Source organism: Microbacterium sp. SORGH_AS_0888 (assembly GCF_030818905.1).
Lineage (GTDB): Bacteria > Actinomycetota > Actinomycetes > Actinomycetales > Microbacteriaceae > Microbacterium.
Map to the genome: position 1 here is coordinate 2,959,118 of NZ_JAUTAZ010000001.1, position 18,008 is coordinate 2,977,125.

An 18,008-nucleotide genomic window follows, 5' to 3' on the forward strand; every position below is an offset into this window, starting at 1 on the left:
CGCCTCGCAGAAACGCCCAAGGAGTCCCGTGCCTCGTCCCATCCTGATCTTCGACTTCGACGGTACCGTCGCCCTCGGCGACGGGCCCGTGCGCGCCTATGCGCGCGCCGTCGCCGATGAGGCGGGCCTCGGGCCCGCCTTCGTCGACGACGTCGCGGCGCGCCTCGCGCCGGGCGACGTCGGAGCGCCCTCGGGAGGGGAGGCGGCGATCGACGCCTACGATCTCGTGCGTCTGCTCGCGACGGCGGCCGGAGCATCGTCGGAGGCGCTCGCCCGCGGGTACGCCGCCAGCCGGGCGCTGCTCGCCACGCCCGACGCCCCGATCGAGGTCGCAGCGGGCCTCGCCGACTTCCTCGAGGGCGTCGACGCGGCCCGCTACCTCGTGACGAACGCGCCCGCCGTGCGCCTGCCCGAGGCGATCACCGCGCTCGGACTCGACGGATGCTTCGACCGCGTCGTCGCGGAGGCCGCCAAGCCGGAAGGCCTCGGCCGCGTGCTCGACGCGATCGACCCCGCCGCACCGGTCCTCGCGATCGGCGACATCTGGCGCAACGATCTGGCCCCCGCCCACGAGCGCGGCCACGCGACCGCCCTCGTGGGCGGCTACCCCGACCCGCTGGCGACCCCGACCTTCCGGGCCCGCACGCTCCCCGAGCTCCTCCCCGCCCTCACCGAATGGGTGCAGGCCCCCGCCCGCACCCGCTGACCCCGCCCCACCCGACACAGAAGGAATCCCATGCGACTCACCCGCTCCCGCCTCGCGGCGGCCACGATCACGGCGCTGGCCGCCACGATCGCCCTCGCCGGCTGCGCCGGCAGCTCGGACCCCGCCGGCTCCGGGGCCGCCGCCGACCCCTCCTCGCTCGTGCTCGCCCTCGTCCCCTCGCAGGACCAGGCCGGCCTCGTCGACACCGCCAAGCCGCTCACCGACATGCTGAGCAAGACCCTCGGCATCCCCGTCACGGGCGTCGTCTCGAAGGACTACCAGGCCGCCGTCGAGGCGATGGGCGCCGACCAGGCCCAGATCGGCTTCCTCCCCTCGCTCCAGCTGTGGCAGGCGAACGACCGCTACGGGGCGAAGGTCGTGCTCCAGACCGAGCGCAACGGCGCGATCACCTACCCGGCCCAGTTCATGACGAACAACCCGGGCAAGTACTGCTCCGACACCCCGGTCGACAAGGACGGGATGCTGTACTGCAACGGCACCGACTCGCTCGCGACCCCGAGCGGTCTCGACGCCATCACCAAGGTCGCCGGCGCCAAGGTCGCCGTCCTCGGGCCCGGCTCGCCCGCCGGCTACATCTACCCGATGCTCGCGCTGAAGGAGGCGGGCGTCGACATCGACAACGGCTTCCAGAAGATCCCCGTCACCGCGAACGACGCCTCCGTCATGGCCGTGTACAAGGGCGACGCCGAGGTCGGCTTCAGCTTCTGGGACGCGCGGACCCTCGTCAAGAAGGACACCCCAGACGTGGGCCAGAAGGTCGTCGTCTTCGCGCTGAGCGACCCGATCCCGAACGACGGCGTGGCGGTCTCCTCGAAGCTCTCGCCCGCCCTGCAGGACAAGATCACGCAGGCGCTCGAGTCCTACTCGAACACCGACGACGGCTCCAAGGTGCTCCAGAGCATCTACTCCATCACCAAGCTCGCCCCCGCCGACCCCGCCTCCCTGGACGTCGTGGCGCGCGCCGCGCAGCAGCTGGGACTCCAGTGACGCATCCGGTTCACACCCAGGGCGTCGAGGCCGTCGCCTCGACGCCCTGGGGCATCCGCCTGGACGGCGTCACCGTGCGCTATCCCAACGGCACCGTGGGGCTGCGCGGCGTCGATCTGGAGATCGCCGCGGGCGAGATGGTCTGCATCGTCGGGCTCTCCGGCTCGGGCAAGTCGACGCTCATCCGCACCATCAACGGTCTCGTGCCCGTGACGGAGGGCGCCGTCACGGTGGGCGGGCAGCGCGTGGACACGGCCCGCGGGTCGCGACTGCGCCGGCTCCGCGGGCAGATCGGAATGGTGTTCCAGAGCTTCAACCTCGCCGGTCGCACCACCGTGCTGAACAACGTGCTCGTCGGGCGACTCACCCACACCCCGAGGTGGCGCACCCTCGTGGGTGCGTATCGCGAGGCCGACAAGCAGATCGCGTTCGAGTCGTTGGATCGGGTCGGCATCCTCCCGAAGGTCTGGCAGCGCGCCTCCGCCCTCTCCGGCGGGCAGCAGCAGCGCGTGGCGATCGCCCGTGCTCTCGCGCAGCAGCCGCGCATCGTGCTCGCCGACGAGCCCGTCGCGAGCCTCGACCCGCCCACGGCCCACGGGGTCATGGGCGACCTGCGCCGCATCAACGCCGAGCTCGGCATCACGGTGCTCGTCAACATCCACCTGCTCGACCTTGCGCGGCAGTACGGCACCCGGCTGATCGGCATGCGGGCGGGCGAGGTCGTCTTCGACGGGCTCGCCGCCGAGGCCACCGACGCCGACTTCGAGCACATCTACGGCCGCTCCCTCACGGGCGACGATCGGCTCGACCGGTGAGCGGCCCGCTCGTCGTCCCGCCGCGGCCTCGGCCGCGTGCCGGCGTGTGGGTCGCGCTCGCGGCGGTCGTCGCGATCACGGTCGTCACCTGCCTGCCGGGGATCGGTGTGGGCCTGGACCTCGCCCCGATCCTGGCGAACTGGCGCAACGGCACCGACAAGATCGCCGAGCTGCTCGTGCCCGACTGGTCCTTCTTCCCGCGCACGGTCGCGCCGATGGTGGAGACGCTGCAGATGGCCGTCCTCGGAACCGTGGTGGGGGCCGCCGTGTCCCTCCCGCTGTCGATGTGGGCCGCGCGACCCACCAACCCCCAACCGGTGTTCCGCGGCGCTGTCCGCACGGTCCTCAACGTCATCCGCGCGGTTCCCGAGCTCGTCTACGCCGCGATCATCGTCGCGATGGTGGGCGTCGGCGCGCTCCCCGGCATCATCGCGCTCGCGATCTTCAACATCGGCATCATCGTCAAGCTGGTCTCGGAGTCGATCGACGCGACGGATGTCGGCGCGATCGAGGCCGGGCGGGCAGCGGGCGGCACGCAGGCCCAGATCAACCGCGCGATCGCCCTTCCGGACGCGTGGCCCGCGTTCGTCTCGCAGACGCTCTACGTCTTCGAGCTCAACGTCCGCGCGTCCACGGTCCTCGGACTCGTCGGCGCGGGAGGCATCGGTCTGCTGATCGACGCCGTCCGCACGTTCTACCGGTACGACCAGCTCTCGCTCATCATCCTCGAGGTGCTCGTCGTGGTCATCGCGATCGACGTCGCGAGCGACGCGATCCGCAGGAGGCTCGTATGAGCGCGACGCTCGCCCGCTCTGCCGCGGCCGCATCCCGCGTCGTCCCCGTCCGCCCGCGGTCGGTCTGGCGCCCGATCTCGACGATCGGCGTCACGATCGTTGTCGTCGTCGCGTTCTGGTCGGTGCAGGTGCCGTGGGATCACCTGGCGGACCTGCCCGCGGATCTCGCCCGCTACACCTGGCTCATGTTCTCCTCGCCGGAGTGGTCCAAGCTCCCCGAGGCGCTCTGGCAGACGTGGCGCAGCGTCGAGATGGCCTGGGTCGGCACGGTCCTCGGCATCCTCGTGGCGACTCCCGTGAGCCTGTTCGCGGCGCGCGGGTTCGGCCCGGTCTGGCTGCGCGGCGCGCTGCGGCTCATGTTCTCGGTGATCCGGGCCGTGCCGGAGCTCATCATCGCGATCATCATCCTCTCGGTCACCGGACTCACCCCGCTCACGGGTGCCCTCGCGCTCGCCGTGGGCGGCATCGGCACCCTCGGCAAGTGGGGCTACGAGGCGGTGGAGGCGGTCCCGGTCGGTCCGATCGAGGCGGCGCGGGCCGCCGGGGGCTCGACGCCGCAGGTGCTGCGGTGGGGAGTCTGGCCGCAGGCGCAGCCGGTCTTCCTCTCGTTCTGGCTGTACCGCTTCGAGATCAACGTGCGCTCCTCGGCCGTGCTGGGGCTCATCGGCGTCGGGGGCATCGGCGATATGCTGACCTCCTACACCCAGTACCGGGAGTGGTCCACCGTGGGGATGCTGCTCATCGTGGTCATCGTCGTGACGATGGCGATCGATGCCGCAAGCGGCGTGCTCCGCCGGCGAATCATGGAGGGTCCGCGTGCCCGTTGACGCTCCGACCACGGTGCGCATCGCCGCGCTGCGCAACGCCCTGCAGCCGACCGAGCGGCGGGTCGCGGACCTCATCGTCGCCGAGCCGGATGCCGTCGTCGAGCTCACGGCGCAGCAGCTCGCCGACCGGGCGGGCGTCGCGCGCTCCTCGGTCGTGCGGGCGTGCCAGTCCCTCGGCTATCGCGGATATCCGCAGCTGCGGGTGGCGCTGGCCGCCGAGCTGGGGGCCCAGTCGGACCGCGCGGACGACCACGGCGACGGCCCGCTCGGCGCGGTGCGCGCGGCGCTCGCGCGCACCGCGCAGTCCCTGGCCACGGCGACGAGCATGATGTCGGATGCCGACATCGCCGAGGCGATCGCGCTCGTGTCGGGGGCGTCGCGCCTGCTCGTGGTCGCCAACGGCCTGTCCGCTCCGGTCGCGAGCGACCTGGCGATGCGGCTGACCGCGGTCGGGCGACCCGCCGAGGTCATCCCGGACGCGATCGCGCAGCAGATCGCCGCACGTCAGCTGACGGCGGCCGACGTCTGCGTCGTCGTGAGCGGGTCCGGCGCCAACGAGTCGAGCCTGCGGGCCGCGAGCGGCGCGAAGGCCGCGGGCGCACGCGTCATCGCGGTGACGTCGTTCGCCTCGTGTCCGCTGGCGGACCTGTCGGACCTCTCGCTCGTGATCGCCCCCACGGGGGTGAGCTTCCGGGAGGAGCTCGCCCACACCTCGCGCGTCGCCCACGCCGCCTTCGTCGAGGCCTTCGTCGACCGCGTGGCCGAGGCGATGCCCGAACGTGCGCGGATCGTCCGTGCGCAGGTGCTCGGCATCCTCTCCGAGAACCTCGGCGACTCGCAGGCCTGAGCCGTCACGCCGTCGCGTCGGCCGCCACCAGCGCGGCCCACAGCTCCGCCCGCGCGGGGAAGCTCGACAGGTCGACGCCCAGCAGCTGCTGGGCCTGGGCGACGCGGGCGCGCACCGTGTGACGGTGGACGCCGAGGACGCGCGCCGCCTCGTCGATCCGGGCGTCGTGCGCGAGCCAGGTGCGCACGGTCTCGAGCAGCGCGCTGCCGGCTGCCGCGTCATGCGCGCGCAGCGGCTCCAGCCGGGCGTCGGCGATCGCGCGGGCGGTCGGGGAGTCGAGGCTCGCGAGCAGGCCGCGCACGGCCGCGTCGGAGAAGCGCGCGACCGTGCCGGGGGCGGCGTCGCGCAGTGCCGCGAGGGCTTGCGCGTGAGCGCGGGAGAAGCCCGCGTAGTCGGTCGGGTCGGAGACGCCGACGGCGGCGTCGAGCAGCTCCGCGAGCGCGGCGCACGTGCGGTCGTCCGCCGCGGGAGCGACGACGACGAGCCCCTTGTGCGCTGCGCGCGTGGAAGGGGATGCCGCGGCCCTCGGCCGCGCGCAGCTCGAGCCAGTCGACCGCGGCGTCCATCCGGTTCGGCGCCACCGTCGCGACCGACACGGTCACCGGCGCCGGCGGCAGCGGACCCCACAGCTCGCGGGAGACGCGGCGGGCGAGCTGCGGGTCGTCGCCGAGCAGCGTCTGCAGCAGCCCCGAGCGCAGCGCGGAGCGGGCACGGGCCAGCCCCACCCCCTGCTCGAGGGCGAGTCCCGTCATCGCGACGACGGAGGTCACGACGCTGCGGGCCTCCAGATCGAGCTCGGGACCGATGATCGCGACGACCCCGCGCAGGTGGCCGCCGCGTCCGAGCGTCTGCATCGTCACGCGGTGCCCGGCGATCTCGAGCGAGGACGCGGCGAGCGCACCCCGCCGCAGCACGACCCGCGCCTCCTCGGTCACCGCGGCGAGCAGCTCCTCGCCCGGGGATGCAGCCGGGGCGCTCCGGATGAGGGAGCCGGCAGCGTCGAAGAGTCCGACCCAGGCCTCGAGCTGGCCGGCGAGCTCCCCGATGGTGGCGCCGAGGCCGTCCGGGCGGAGGGCGGCGAGCGAGATGGCCCGCTGCGCCGCGAGCGCCCAGGTGCGGCGCGCATAGGACTGAGCCGCGATCGCCTCGGCGTTGGCGCGGGCGAGCGCGATGAACGGTGTGCGGTACGGCACCTCGAACAGCGGCATCCGCTCGTCGTGGCAGGCGGCGGCGAGCGCGGGTGGGATGCCGTCGCGCACGACCTCCGTGCCGAACCCGAGCCCCCGCACGCCGCGCGTGCGCAGCCGGGCGACATAGGCCCGGTAGGGGGCGTCCTCGTCCGCTCCGGCGAACTGGGTGCCGGTGGTCAGCAGCAGCAGGTCGTCGGTGAGGAAAGGGGTCGGGTCGGCGAGGTCGGAGCTGTGCACCCAGCGCAGCGGGGCGTCCAGCGCTCCCGGGTCGAGCGCGGCCTCGGTCGAGGCGAGGCGCAGGGTCGAGCTCGCGGCGGGCCAGCAGCGCGCGCAGGGTCGGCTCCTCGGCCGGTATCGGCACCAGCGTCCCTTCGTCGTCTCGCGTGCGTCGCAGAACCACGCGGATGTCGCAGGGCTCCGCCGACATGGTGCGACGTCCCTGCGTTCTTGCGACCGCATGTACGTGGTGGCACCAACGTATCCGATTCATGTACGTGCGGGCGAGTGCTGTCGGCGGCACGCGGCCTCTACGCTCGCGCCATGAGCCTCACCGACGCGCCCACCCTTCCCCTCGGCGGCCCCACGCTCCCGCAGGAGCGTCGCCTGGTCACGGCCATCCCCGGCCCCCGCTCGCAGGCACTCCTCGCCAGGAAGGCCCAGGCGGTCTCCGCCGGCGTCGGTCACACGGTCCCGATCGAGGCCGTGGCGGCGGGCGGCGGGGTCGTCGTCGACGCCGACGGCAACTCCCTCATCGACCTCGGCAGCGGCATCGCCGTCACGACCGTCGGCAACGCCCACCCCAAGGTCGTCGAGGCGGTCCAGGCGCAGGTCGCCCAGTTCACCCACACCTGCTTCATGGTCTCGCCCTACGAGTCCTACGTCGCCGTCGCCGAGGCGCTGAACCGCCTCACCCCCGGCGACCACGAGAAGAGGACCGCGCTGTTCAACTCCGGCGCGGAGGCGGTCGAGAACGCCGTGAAGATCGCCCGCAAGCACACCGGCCGACCCGCCGTCGTCGCCTTCGACCACGCGTACCACGGGCGCACCAACCTCACGATGGCGCTCACCGCCAAGGCCATGCCGTACAAGAGCGGCTTCGGGCCCTTCGCCGGCGAGGTCTACCGCGCGCCGCTGTCCTACCCCTTCCGCGACGGCCTCGACGGGCCCGCCGCGGCTCGCCGCGCGATCTCGGTCATCGAGAAGCAGGTGGGCGCGGCCGGCCTCGCCGCCGTCATCATCGAGCCCATCCAGGGTGAGGGCGGCTTCATCGTCCCCGCCGACGGGTTCCTGCCCGAGCTCGTGCGGTGGTGTCGCGAGAACGGTGTCGTCTTCATCGCCGACGAGGTGCAGACCGGGTTCGCCCGCACCGGTGCGATGTTCGCCAGCGAGCTGTTCGGGATCGTCCCCGACCTCGTCACGACCGCGAAGGGACTCGCGGGCGGGATGCCGCTGGCTGCCGTCACGGGCCGGTCCGAGATCATGGACGCCTCCCACCTCGGCGGCCTCGGCGGCACGTACGGCGGCAACCCCGTCGCCTGCGCGGCGGCGCTCGCGGCGATCGACGTCTTCGAGAACGAGGGGCTGATCCCGCGTGCCCGCGCCGTCGGCGACATCCTCGTCTCGCGCCTCACGGCGCTGCAGCAGCAGGACGCCCGCATCGGCGACGTCCGCGGGCGCGGCGCCATGGTGGCGGTCGAGTTCGTGCTCCCGGACACCGGCGAGCCCGACGCGGCGCTCGCCGCGGCCGTCGCGAAGGCCTGCATCGCGGACGGCGTCATCGTGCTCACCTGCGGCACCTACGGCAACGTCATCCGTTTCCTCCCGCCGCTGGCGATCCCCGACGAGCTGCTGAGCGAGGGCCTCGAGGTCGTCGCCCGGGCCCTCGCCACGAGCTGAGCGCGGCGTGCGCGCACCGACCAACGACACGAGAACGACACCGGACGAAGGAGTCAGCATGACCGAGATCACCAGAGACGTCGTCATCGTCGGCGCGGGCGCCGCCGGTCTCACCGCCGCGAACGACCTGCGCGCACGAGGCCTGTCGGTCGCCGTGCTCGAGGCCCGCGACCGCGTCGGCGGCCGCCTGTGGACCGACACGATCGAGGGCGCCATGCTCGAGATCGGCGGCCAGTGGGTCTCGCCGGACCAGCACGCGCTGATCGACACGATCGCGGAGCTCGGACTCGAGACGTTCAGTCGCTACCGCGACGGGGACAGCGTCTACGTCGGACCGGACGGGGTCGCCCGCCGCTTCACGGGCGAGATGTTCCCCGTCGCCGCCTCGACCGCGCAGGTGATCGCCGAGGTCACCGAGCGGCTGGACGCCATGGTCGCCGAGATCGACCCCGACCGTCCCTGGGCGCACGAGAAGGCCGCCGAGTGGGACACCGTCTCGTGGGACGCCTGGCTGCGGCAGCAGACCGACGACGACGAGGCCGTGCGCAACCTCGCGTTCGCGACCGGCTCGGCCATGCTCACCAAGCCCACGCACTCGTTCTCGCTGCTGCAGTCGCTGCTCATGGCGGCGAGCGCGGGGTCCTACTCGAACCTGGTCGATGCCGACTTCATCCTCGACAAGCGGGTCGTCGGCGGACTCCAGCAGGTCCCCATCCTCCTGGCCGAGCGACTCGGGGACGACGTGTTCCTGGACCAGCCCGTCCGCACGCTCGAGTGGAGCGAGGACGCCGTCACGGTGCACGCGGAGTCGATGACGGTGCGGGCGCGGCGCGTCATCCTCGCCGCCGCGCCCGTGCTCTACCAGCGCATCGGGTTCGTCCCGCCGCTGCCGCGTCTGCAGCACCAGCTGCACCAGCACCTGTCGATGGGCTTCGTGATCAAGGTGCACGCCGTGTACGACCGCCCGTTCTGGCGTGAGCAGGGCCTGTCGGGCACCGCCTTCAGCCCGTACGAGCTCTCCCACGAGGCGTACGACAACACCAACCACGGCGACGAACGGGGGACCCTCGTCGGCTTCGTCTCCGACCGCACCGCGGACGACCTGTTCCGGCTGAGCGCCGAGGAGCGCAAGGAGCGCATCCTCGAGTCCCTCAGCCACTACTACGGGCCCGAGGCGAAGGACCCCGTCGTCTACTACGAGAGCGACTGGGGGTCGGAGGAGTGGACGCGCGGCGCGTATGCCGCGAGCTTCGACCTCGGCGGTCTGCACCGCTACGGCGCAGACCTCCGCTCGGCGGTCGGGCCCATCCACTTCGCGTGCAGCGACATGGCCGGCGCCGGCTACCAGCACGTGGACGGCGCCATCCGCATGGGCCACCTGGTCGCCTCCCAGATCGCGGACGGCCTGGGGTCATGAGCCCCGTCCTCGTCGCGTACACCGCGACGGAGGCCGGCGCCGACGCGCTCGCGCTGGGTGTCCGCCTCGCCCGCGCGACCGGGGCGCCCCTGCACCTCGTGCTGGTCCTGCCCTCCGAGGAGCGCAGCGTCATCGTGCCGCCGGACGCCTCCTACGACCGGCTCGTGCGGGACACGGCCGAGGGATGGCTGCGGGATGCCGCGGCCACCGTCCCGGCCGATCTCACCCCGCTCGCGCACCTGCGTCACGCCGAGTCCGCCGCCGAGGGACTCGTCGCCGCCGCGGCGGAGCTCGGCGCGGGGATGATCGTCATCGGCGCCGACGGCGGGCTCCGCGGCCGCCACCGCATCGGCACCGTCGCCTCCGAGCTCGTGCACTTCTCCGACGTCCCCGTCGCGCTCGCCCCCGCGGGAAGCCGTGACCTGCACGTCGGCCCCGGCATCGACCGCGTGACGGCGGCGATCGGCACCCGCCCGGGCGGCGACGTCCTCCTGGAGGAGGCGGTCGCCCTCGCGGGTGCCGCGCGGGTGCCGCTCCGGCTCGTCTCGCTCGCGACCGTCGACATGCCCTCCGGTGTCGACACGGGGGTGATCCGGCTCGCCGGCGCCGCGCACGCGGACGCGGTGCTCGCCCAGGCGAGCGCCGCGCTGCCGGCGGGCGTCGACGCCGACGCCGTCGTGGGGACGGGAGCCGGCATCGAGGAGGCCGTCGAGGCGCTCGTGTGGGAGCCGGGGGAGGTCGCGATGGTCGGCTCGAGCCGGCTCGCCCAGCCGCGGCGGCTCTTCCTCGGGTCCACCGCGTCCAAGATGCTGCACGTGCTCCCGGTCCCCATGATCGTCGTCCCGCGCACGCGCGGGGGAGAGGGGGAGGGGCGATGAGCGCTCCCGAGCGGTCGGTCCCGGCGTCCGATCCGGTCACCGGCGGGCTGTCCCGGAAGGGCCTGTCGGCCGGGACGGTGGGGCTGATCGGCGCCGTCGTGATCGGCATCTCCTGCGTCGCCCCGGCCTACACGTTCACGGCTGCGGTCGGCCCCACGGCGTCCGCGGTCAGCACCCAGGTGCCCGCCGTCATCCTCGTGGGCTTCATCCCGATGCTGCTGGTGGCCTTCGGCTACCGCGAGCTCAACAACCGCATGCCCGACTCGGGCACGTCCTTCACCTGGGCGACGCGGGCGTTCGGCCCGTGGATCGGCTGGATGGCCGGATGGGGTCTCATCGCCGCCACCATCATCGTGCTCTCCAACCTCGCCGGCATCGCGGTGGACTTCCTCTTCCTGCTCCTGGCTCAGATCACCGGCAACGCCGGACTCGCCGACATCACCGGCATCCCGATCGTGAACGTGGCGGTGTGCCTCGCCTTCGTGGCCGCCGCGACCTTCGTCTCCTACCGGGACGTGCAGACGACCCAGAAGCTCCAGTACGTCCTCGTCGGCTTCCAGCTGATCGTGCTCGTCCTCTTCGCGGCCGTCGCGATCTTCCACGCCGTCGACGGCGACGCGTTCGACCCGACCCCGTTCGACGGGAACTGGTTCAACCCGTTCGCGGTGAGCTCCTTCAGCGCGTTCGCGGCCGGCCTCTCGCTCTCGATCTTCATCTTCTGGGGATGGGATGTCACCCTGACGATGAACGAGGAGACGAAGGACCCCGACAAGACGCCCGGGCGGGCGGCGACCATCACGGTCGTGACGATCGTGCTGCTCTACCTCATGCTCGGCATCGCGCTGATCATGTTCGCCGGCGTCGGCGACGGCGAGCTCGGTCTGGGCAACCCCGACATCCAGTCGAACGTGTTCTTCTACCTGTCGGGGCCGATCCTCGGGCCGCTCGCGTTCCTCGTCTCGCTCGCCGTGCTCACCAGCTCCGCCGCATCCCTGCAGTCGACGTTCGTCTCGCCCGCCCGCACGCTGCTCGCGATGGGGCACTACGGGGCGCTGCCGCCCGCCTACGGCCGCGTCAACCCGAGGTTCTTCACCCCCGGCTACGCGACGCTCGCCTCGGCGATCGTGACCGCCGTGTTCTACGCCGTCATGCGCTTCCTGAGCAAGGACGTGCTGCAGGACACGATCCTGACCCTCGGCATGATGATCTGCTTCTACTACGGCCTCACGGCGTTCGCGTGCGTCTGGTACTTCCGCAAGCAGTGGTTCGACTCGGTGCGCAACGTCTTGTTCACCTTCCTGTTCCCGCTCGTGGGCGGCGCGATCCTCGCGGTGCTGTTCGTGACCACGCTCGTGGACAGCATGGACCCCGCGTACGGCAGCGGCACGGACGTCCTCGGGGTCGGGCTGGTGTTCGTGCTCGGCGTCGTGATCATCCTGCTCGGTATCGTGATCATGATCTGGCAGTCCATCCGGCGTCCCGCCTTCTTCCGGGGAGAGACGCTGTCCCTGGATGCCCCGCCCAGCCTGCGCCGGGCCCGCCGCTGACCGCATGTTCGAGAACGATCGGAGACACCCATGAGCGATTACGCCGTCGTCAACCCGGCGAACGGCCGCCGACTGGCCGCCTACCCCACCCTCACCGACCAGGAGCTCGCGCAGAAGATCGCCGAGGCGGACGCCGCCTTCGGCCACTGGCGGACCGTGCCGGTGCCGGAGCGCGCCGCCATCGTGCGGCGCGCGGCCGAGCTCCACCGTGAGCGCCGGGACCGGCTGGCGGAGATCATCGTGCGCGAGATGGGCAAGCCGCTCTCGGCCGCGTACGGGGAGGTCGACTTCGCCGCCGACATCACGGAGTTCTACGCCGACCACGCCGAGGAGATCACGCGCGACGCCCCTCTCGACATCCTCGGCGAAGGCACCGCGGTCATCCGTCGGGCCCCGCTCGGGGTGCTGCTCGGGATCATGCCGTGGAACTTCCCCTACTACCAGGTGGCGCGCTTCGCGGCGCCGAATCTCGTGCTCGGGAACACGATCCTCCTCAAGCACGCTCCGCAGTGCCCCGAGTCGTCAGCCGCGATCGAGGAGATCTACCGGGATGCCGGGCTTCCCGCGGGCGCCTACCTGAACCTCTACGCCACCAACGACCAGGCCGCCACCGTCATCGCGGACCCCCGGGTGCAGGGCGTGTCGGTCACGGGCTCGGAGCGCGCGGGCGCAGCCGTCGCGGAGATCGCCGGACGCCACCTCAAGAAGGTCGCCCTCGAGCTGGGCGGCTCGGACCCCTTCCTGCTCTTCTCCACGGATGACCTCGACGCCGCGGTCCAGGCGGCCGTCGACGCACGACTGGACAACGTCGGGCAGTCCTGCAACGCGGCGAAGCGCTTCGTCGTGATCGACGGGCTCTACGACGCCTTCCTGGAGAAGTTCACGGCCGCCATGGCCGCCGCCGTCGTGGGAGACCCGATGGCCGAGGACACCGTGCTCGGTCCGCTCTCCTCGCTCGCCGCCGCGGAGCGGCTGCAGGAGCAGGTCGATCGTGCCGTGGCGCAGGGCGCGCAGCTGGTCACCGGCGGCACGCGGGACGGCGCCTTCTTCCCCGGCACCGTGCTCACCGGGGTGACGCCCGCGATGGACGCCTACCGCGAGGAGTTCTTCGGGCCGGTCGGGGTCGTGTACCGGGTCAGCGACGAGGACGAGGCGGTCGCGCTCGCCAACGACACCGGCTTCGGGCTCGGCTCCTACATCTTCACGACCGACCCGGCGCAGGCCGAGCGCGTCGCCGACCGGATCGACGCCGGCATGGTCTACGTCAACTGCGTGCTGGCCGACTCGCCCGAGCTCCCGTTCGGCGGAGTGAAGCGCAGCGGCACCGGCCGCGAGATGGGGCTGCTGGCAGCGGACGAGTTCGTCAACAAGAAGCTCATCCGCGTCGCCGGCTGAGCGCCGTCACGCGGGGAGGGTCGCGCGGATGTCGGCGGCCTCCCCGTGGCGTCCCAGCTGCTCCAGCACGTCGCCGAGCTCCAGGGCGGCGGCATGCTGGAGCTCGGCGACGTCTGCGGCGTGCTCCCACGCGGCGCGGTAGAGGGCGACCGCATCCGCCTCACGGCCCGCGTCGCGCAGTGCGCGCGCCGCGACCAGCTCCGCGCTCGCCGCGCCCCCGAGGTCTCCCGTGGCGGCGAAGCCGTCGGAGGCCTGCAACGCGCACGCCACCGCCTCCTCGACACGGTCGCGGGAGACGAGCAGGCGCGCACGGGTGTCGAGGACGTCGGCGACGAACCAGTCGGCCTCGTGCGCACGGCCGAGTGTCAGGGCCTCGTCGAGCACCGTGAACGCCTCATCGTCGCCGCGCTGCTGGTGGGCCTGGGCGAGCAGGTGCAGAGCCTCGGCGAGCAGACCCACCTGCTCGTCGTCGCCGCGGACGAGACCCGCGGCCTCGGCGAAGGACTCGAGTGCCTCATCGACCGCACCGACGCGGCCCAGCAGTCTTCCGCGCTCCACGAGCGCGAAGGCGCGGCCGGCGGCCTCGCCCGCCTCCTCCTGCAGCTCTGCCGCGTAGCCCCACGCCCCGATCGCGGTGCCGATGTCGCCGGAGGCCGCGTACGCGCGGGCCAGCAGCCCCGCCGTCACGGCCAGCGAGGCGGGCTCGACCGAGGCCTCGCTCTCGTCCCTGAGCACCTCGTCCAGCACGTCGACGGCCTCCTGGGAGAGCCCGCTCGACAGCATCGCCCGGCCCAGGCGATAGCGCAGCTCGATCGAGCCGAGACCGGCGGCCTCTCGACGCTCCGCCGCGACGCGGTAGCGGCTGACGGCCGCGGCCGGCTCGCCGGCGTCCTCATGGAGCGCGCCGGCGAGGAAGAACGCGTCGGCGACCGTGCGGTCGTCCGCGCCGATCGCGAGCAGCAGACGCGTCGACTCGTCGGCGTCGGCCGCCCCCGCCTCGTACTCCTCCGCTCCGCCGCGCAGCTGGGCGCGGGTCGCCAGCGCACGAGCCCGGCGTCCGTCGTCGAGTCCCTCGAGCGCGATCAGCGCCTCGGCCGCCTCGCGCGCCTGCTCGAGCTCCCCACCGGCCGCGAGGGCGTCGACCTCCAGCAGCTGCGCCCCGTGCGATCGTCGGAGGTCGCCGCACCCCGCGAACAGCGCAGCGGCGCGGTGTGCGCAGATGGCCGCCTCCCCGTGCGCGCCCGACCACAGCAGTCCCATCGCCAGCGTGAGCAGCAGGTCGGCACGTACCTCGTCATGGCGCTCGCCGAGCTCGTCGAGGTCGGCGCGCAGGAGCGGGAGCGAGGCCTCCAGCTCGGCGCCGAACAGCACGAGGCCCCGTCGCTGCTCGAGATCGGCTTGCGCGTCGTGCCCCGCACGGCGCAGGACGCGCAGGCGCTCGGCCAGCGCCGTGGTCGCATCCTCGATCCGGTCGGCGGAGACGAGGGCTGCGACGAGGTGCGAGCTCAGCGTGACCGCCTCCTCGTCCGTGGCGTCCGGCAGCGCCGCCTCGATGGCGGGGATGGCTGCGACCGAGGCCGCGCTGGCGAGGGCGAGCGCGCGCTCGATGCGCTCGCGGGGCGTCTGCGCGGGCGCGGCGACGGGCGATGCCCCGAACTCGTGCGAGCGGATGGGCACGTCGTAGCGGACCGCGGCGCTCTCGCGCAGCCGGAGGAGTGCGCCCGCGTGGGCGTCCGTGCCGTTGCGGGCGTCGAACCTGGCCGCGATGCGCTCGGCTTCGTCCCAGGCGCGCCGGGCCAGCTCGGCGGCGCGCCACGGGCCCTCGTGCGGCCCGAACACGGTTGCCAGGTCCTCGGCATCCGACCCGCGGACGGGGGCATCGGGGTGGCCGGCGACCGCGACGGCGTCGAGGGCGATCGCGAACGAGGCCAGCGCGGTCTCGTGGGCTGCGGCATCCAGCCCGTCGTGGACGAGCCAGGGCAGGTGCCTCTCGACGAGCGCGAGCGCGCGGGCCTCGTTGCCCGTGACCGCGCAGAAGACCACGTTGTCGGCGATGATCGCGAGGTTGGCGGGATTCTCGCGCGCGAGCCGGTAGCTGCGCAGGTGCGCCGTCCGGGCCTCGTCGAGCCGGCCGGCGCGGAGATAGGGCAGCAGGATGCGGCCGAGCGCCCGTTCGGGCTCCTCACCGCACGAGAACCCTCCCTCGAGCATCTCCTGGACGAGCCCCATGGCCGCCTCTTCGCGGCCGGTCTCGGCGAAGAACGCCGCGACGTTGCTGCGCACGCATGCGTCGCAGTGGCTGTAATCGTCGCGCGGCGTCGCCGCCAGCCGCTCCTGCAGCGCCGTCGCCTCCGCGATGCGACCCGCGGACCACGCGTCCTCGAACCGCGCCATCAGCACACCGCTCGGCCCGATCCCCGCGCGGCGGTAGTGCTCCTCCATGTCGTCGAGCACGGCGGCGATCTGCTCCGAGGCGAACTCGGGCGAGTCGCGCAACGCGCCCGCCATCCACTTGAACTGCCACATCAGGTCGCCCGCGGGATCGACGACCGCCGGGAAACGGGTGGGGTCGGTGTCGTGGTGAGCGAGGCACCAGGCGAACGAGGTGAGCATCAGATCCGTGTCGCCGGTCATGTTCGCGCTCGCCGTCTGGCGCATGCGGGCCTCGTACTCGAGCCGCTCGTCGCCGCTCTCCTGCGCGAGCGCGACCGCCTGCGCCACCAGGGCGCGCTCCGCGGGCCCCCAGGGGGTGGTGTCGATCTGGTCGAACAGTGTCCGGAGGCGGGTGGGATAGCTCGTCATGACGGTCCTTCGTCGTTCCTGCGGGGGTCGTGCTGTGAGCCGTGGGGGTCGTGTTCTCCCCTGTCTCCCCTGTGGGGATGGGGATCCTCGGACGCTCCGGCGCCCAGGGCGCGGTCGAGCAGCTCGGACAGCGAGCTCGTCAGCACCGCCCGGTCGCCCGGGCCCAGCGGATGATGGCCGGCGAGCAGCGACTGCACGTAGAGCACTCGCACGCTCGCGTCGAACACGCGCCCGCCCTCCGCCGCGGCGAGGCGCCGCACGAGGGCGTTCGACCAGTTGAGGCACAGGCGCGCTGCGGCGGCGCCCCCCGAACGCGGCGCCGCGGCCGCGGCACGGTCGAGCACGCCGCCCCACAGCGCCCCTCCGGCGCTGCGCGCGCGTCCGCGGTCGAGGGCGCGCAGAACATCCGGGTCGGCGACGAAGAGCCCGGGCAGCTCGGTGCGGGCGAAGGAGCGCACCAGGACCTCGACCTCGGGCAGCGCCAGATGCGCTCGCCGTTCGAGCGACAGCGCCGCATCCCTGTCGTCCAGGGGCGGCAGGTCGAGCCGGTCGAGCTCTCCCACCACGTCGACGCGCTCGACCGTGACCTCGTCGAAGAGATCGGGGAGCATCCGGACAAGCTCGGCGTCGTACACGTACCCGCCGTCGACGAGCACGGTTCCCGCGTCGATCACGCTGGCCACCTGACGGAACTCGTCCACCGTCTCGGCGTAGCGCACGTGCGGGAAGCGGTGCACCAGGTCGTCGATGCGCAGCCGCCCGTGCGTCGTCTCGACCGACAGCCAGCGCACGATGAACCGCGCCAGCTCGTCGTCGTGGCGCACGAGCGACTTGAGCGCGAGCTCGTGGATCGCGACGAACTGCGCCAGCCGGGCGGGCTCGTGCAGCGCCAGGTCCAGGATCCAGCGCCGCACGCCGTCGCCGAGCTCGCGCCGCGTCTGCTCGAGCGCGTCGTCGTCGACGAGCGACTCCCGGCTCGCCGTCGGGTGCAGGCCGCCGGCGTCGATCACGGCGCGGGCGAAGAACGCCCAGTCGGGCAGGATGTCGTCGGCCCGCTCGGTGAGCAGCATGCCGCGCAGGTACACCCGGGTGCTCTGCCGCGCCGCCGGCGGGGGAGCGAAGGGGAGCACGTACGCGGTCCCGCGGGTCTGCGTGGCGGGGACCGACAGCCGGATCGCGTCGAAGGGCTCGGCGCCGATCAGCTCGCGTCCGTACCGCAGCCGTGTCTCGGCGTCGTCCGCGAGGAAGGGGGCGGGGCCGGTGATCGGGGTCTCTCCGCCGCCGGGCAGGTCCACCACGATCGACACGGGCAGGTAGGCACCGAACGTCTCGGCCAGGTCGAGGACCGTCGGCGTGCTCACGAGCGAGAGCGTGTCGGCGCGCGGCGCGAGGTGAACGCTCGTGCCCACCGGGATCTCGTCCGCGCACGCGCCGACCGTGAACGTGCCGTCCGCGTGCCCGGTCCACTCGACGGCGTCGCCGCCCGCGGCGCTGCGCGAACGGATCACGATGGTGTCGCACACCATGAAGCACGAGAGCATGCCGATCCCGAACTGCCCGAGGAAGTCGCTGCGCGGCAGATCGAGGACGTCGCGCTTCGAGCTGCGTCCCACCGTGGCCAGGAGATCGGCGACCTCCGCCTCGGTGAGTCCCACGCCGTCGTCGCGGATCACGAACTCGGCCGACGCGGCGCTCACCGGGGTGATCCGGACGCGGCCGCCGCGGCCGTCGAGCTGCACGCGTGCCGCGATGGCGTCGACCGCGTTCTGCAGGAGCTCGCGCAGATAGACCCGGGGCCCCGAGTAGATGTGCCGGCTGAGCAGGTCGATCACCCCGCGGAGATCGACCTGGAACTGATGCGCCGCCGTGTCCTGGTCCAGTGTCGC

At 73.0% G+C, this 18,008-nt stretch carries 15 protein-coding genes; 11 read left to right on the forward strand and 4 right to left on the reverse strand.

Annotated features, from left to right (window positions below):
• Positions 1–28: 28 nt before the first annotated feature.
• Genes QE381_RS14435 through QE381_RS14460 form a run of 6 tightly spaced genes read left to right on the forward strand, consistent with a single transcriptional unit; the run spans position 29 to position 4,997 of the window.
• Positions 29–706, forward strand: coding sequence for an HAD family hydrolase (locus tag QE381_RS14435; protein WP_307219254.1), 678 nt, complete (start codon positions 29–31; stop codon positions 704–706).
• 30 nt (positions 707–736) lie between these two features.
• Positions 737–1,714: a phosphate/phosphite/phosphonate ABC transporter substrate-binding protein gene (gene phnD, locus QE381_RS14440; RefSeq protein ID WP_307219256.1), complete on the forward strand. Its 978-nt coding sequence runs from the start codon at positions 737–739 to the stop codon at positions 1,712–1,714.
• The gene (phnC, locus tag QE381_RS14445; protein WP_307219258.1) at positions 1,711–2,529 is read left to right on the forward strand and encodes a phosphonate ABC transporter ATP-binding protein; all 819 of its coding nucleotides are present in this window, start codon (positions 1,711–1,713) and stop codon (positions 2,527–2,529) included. The genes phnD and phnC overlap by 4 nt, the downstream gene beginning before the upstream one ends.
• Positions 2,526–3,323, forward strand: coding sequence for a phosphonate ABC transporter, permease protein PhnE (gene phnE, locus QE381_RS14450; protein ID WP_307219260.1), 798 nt, complete (start codon positions 2,526–2,528; stop codon positions 3,321–3,323). Before phnC ends, phnE (QE381_RS14450) begins: the two co-directional genes overlap by 4 nt.
• A complete protein-coding gene (gene phnE, locus QE381_RS14455; protein ID WP_307219262.1) occupies positions 3,320–4,150 on the forward strand; it encodes a phosphonate ABC transporter, permease protein PhnE in 831 nt (276 codons plus the stop codon). Before phnE (QE381_RS14450) ends, phnE (QE381_RS14455) begins: the two co-directional genes overlap by 4 nt.
• Positions 4,140–4,997, forward strand: a complete 858-nt coding sequence (locus QE381_RS14460) for a MurR/RpiR family transcriptional regulator (RefSeq protein WP_307219264.1) — start codon at positions 4,140–4,142, stop codon at positions 4,995–4,997. Before phnE (QE381_RS14455) ends, QE381_RS14460 begins: the two co-directional genes overlap by 11 nt.
• Before the next feature lie 4 nt (positions 4,998–5,001).
• On the opposite strand, the gene QE381_RS14465 is transcribed toward QE381_RS14460, so the two are convergent.
• Both QE381_RS14465 and QE381_RS14470 read right to left on the reverse strand, forming a co-directional pair.
• Positions 5,002–5,298 (reverse strand): helix-turn-helix domain-containing protein, encoded by a 297-nt coding sequence (locus tag QE381_RS14465; protein WP_307219266.1) that lies wholly within the window; start codon positions 5,296–5,298, stop codon positions 5,002–5,004.
• Positions 5,216–6,424 carry a PucR family transcriptional regulator ligand-binding domain-containing protein gene (locus tag QE381_RS14470; protein WP_307219267.1) on the reverse strand — a complete coding sequence of 403 codons (1,209 nt, stop codon included), beginning with the start codon at positions 6,422–6,424 and terminating at the stop codon, positions 5,216–5,218. The genes QE381_RS14465 and QE381_RS14470 overlap by 83 nt, the downstream gene beginning before the upstream one ends.
• A gap of 303 nt (positions 6,425–6,727) precedes the next feature.
• On the opposite strand from QE381_RS14470, the gene gabT reads away from it, so the two are divergent.
• The 5 genes from gabT to QE381_RS14495 are packed head-to-tail and all read left to right on the forward strand — an operon-like array spanning position 6,728 to position 13,320.
• Positions 6,728–8,083, forward strand: coding sequence for a 4-aminobutyrate--2-oxoglutarate transaminase (gene gabT / locus QE381_RS14475; RefSeq protein ID WP_307219269.1), 1,356 nt, complete (start codon positions 6,728–6,730; stop codon positions 8,081–8,083).
• A 58-nt stretch (positions 8,084–8,141) separates the two neighbouring features.
• Positions 8,142–9,500 carry an NAD(P)/FAD-dependent oxidoreductase gene (locus QE381_RS14480; RefSeq protein ID WP_307219271.1) on the forward strand — a complete coding sequence of 453 codons (1,359 nt, stop codon included), beginning with the start codon at positions 8,142–8,144 and terminating at the stop codon, positions 9,498–9,500.
• The gene (locus QE381_RS14485) at positions 9,497–10,378 is read left to right on the forward strand and encodes a universal stress protein (RefSeq protein WP_307219273.1); all 882 of its coding nucleotides are present in this window, start codon (positions 9,497–9,499) and stop codon (positions 10,376–10,378) included. Before QE381_RS14480 ends, QE381_RS14485 begins: the two co-directional genes overlap by 4 nt.
• Positions 10,375–11,925, forward strand: coding sequence for an APC family permease (locus QE381_RS14490; protein WP_307219275.1), 1,551 nt, complete (start codon positions 10,375–10,377; stop codon positions 11,923–11,925). Before QE381_RS14485 ends, QE381_RS14490 begins: the two co-directional genes overlap by 4 nt.
• Before the next feature lie 30 nt (positions 11,926–11,955).
• The gene (locus QE381_RS14495) at positions 11,956–13,320 is read left to right on the forward strand and encodes an NAD-dependent succinate-semialdehyde dehydrogenase (RefSeq protein ID WP_307219277.1); all 1,365 of its coding nucleotides are present in this window, start codon (positions 11,956–11,958) and stop codon (positions 13,318–13,320) included.
• A gap of 6 nt (positions 13,321–13,326) precedes the next feature.
• On the opposite strand, the gene QE381_RS14500 is transcribed toward QE381_RS14495, so the two are convergent.
• Both QE381_RS14500 and QE381_RS14505 read right to left on the reverse strand, forming a co-directional pair.
• Positions 13,327–16,122 (reverse strand): hypothetical protein, encoded by a 2,796-nt coding sequence (locus QE381_RS14500; protein ID WP_307219280.1) that lies wholly within the window; start codon positions 16,120–16,122, stop codon positions 13,327–13,329.
• Positions 16,119–18,002 (reverse strand): HSP90 family protein, encoded by a 1,884-nt coding sequence (locus QE381_RS14505; protein ID WP_307220545.1) that lies wholly within the window; start codon positions 18,000–18,002, stop codon positions 16,119–16,121. Before QE381_RS14505 ends, QE381_RS14500 begins: the two co-directional genes overlap by 4 nt.
• Positions 18,003–18,008: the final 6 nt, after the last annotated feature.

Bases quoted from the DNA above. Each gene is read 5' to 3' on its own strand.
- gabT (WP_307219269.1), top strand. From the start codon at position 6,728: ATGAGCCTCACCGACGCGCCCACCCTTCCCCTCGGCGGCCCCACGCTC.
- phnE (WP_307219262.1), top strand. From the start codon at position 3,320: ATGAGCGCGACGCTCGCCCGCTCTGCCGCGGCCGCATCCCGCGTCGTC.
- QE381_RS14485 (WP_307219273.1), top strand. From the start codon at position 9,497: ATGAGCCCCGTCCTCGTCGCGTACACCGCGACGGAGGCCGGCGCCGAC.
- phnD (WP_307219256.1), top strand. From the start codon at position 737: ATGCGACTCACCCGCTCCCGCCTCGCGGCGGCCACGATCACGGCGCTG.
- QE381_RS14495 (WP_307219277.1), top strand. From the start codon at position 11,956: ATGAGCGATTACGCCGTCGTCAACCCGGCGAACGGCCGCCGACTGGCC.
- QE381_RS14490 (WP_307219275.1), top strand. From the start codon at position 10,375: ATGAGCGCTCCCGAGCGGTCGGTCCCGGCGTCCGATCCGGTCACCGGC.
- QE381_RS14500 (WP_307219280.1), bottom strand. From the start codon at position 16,122: ATGACGAGCTATCCCACCCGCCTCCGGACACTGTTCGACCAGATCGAC.
- QE381_RS14480 (WP_307219271.1), top strand. From the start codon at position 8,142: ATGACCGAGATCACCAGAGACGTCGTCATCGTCGGCGCGGGCGCCGCC.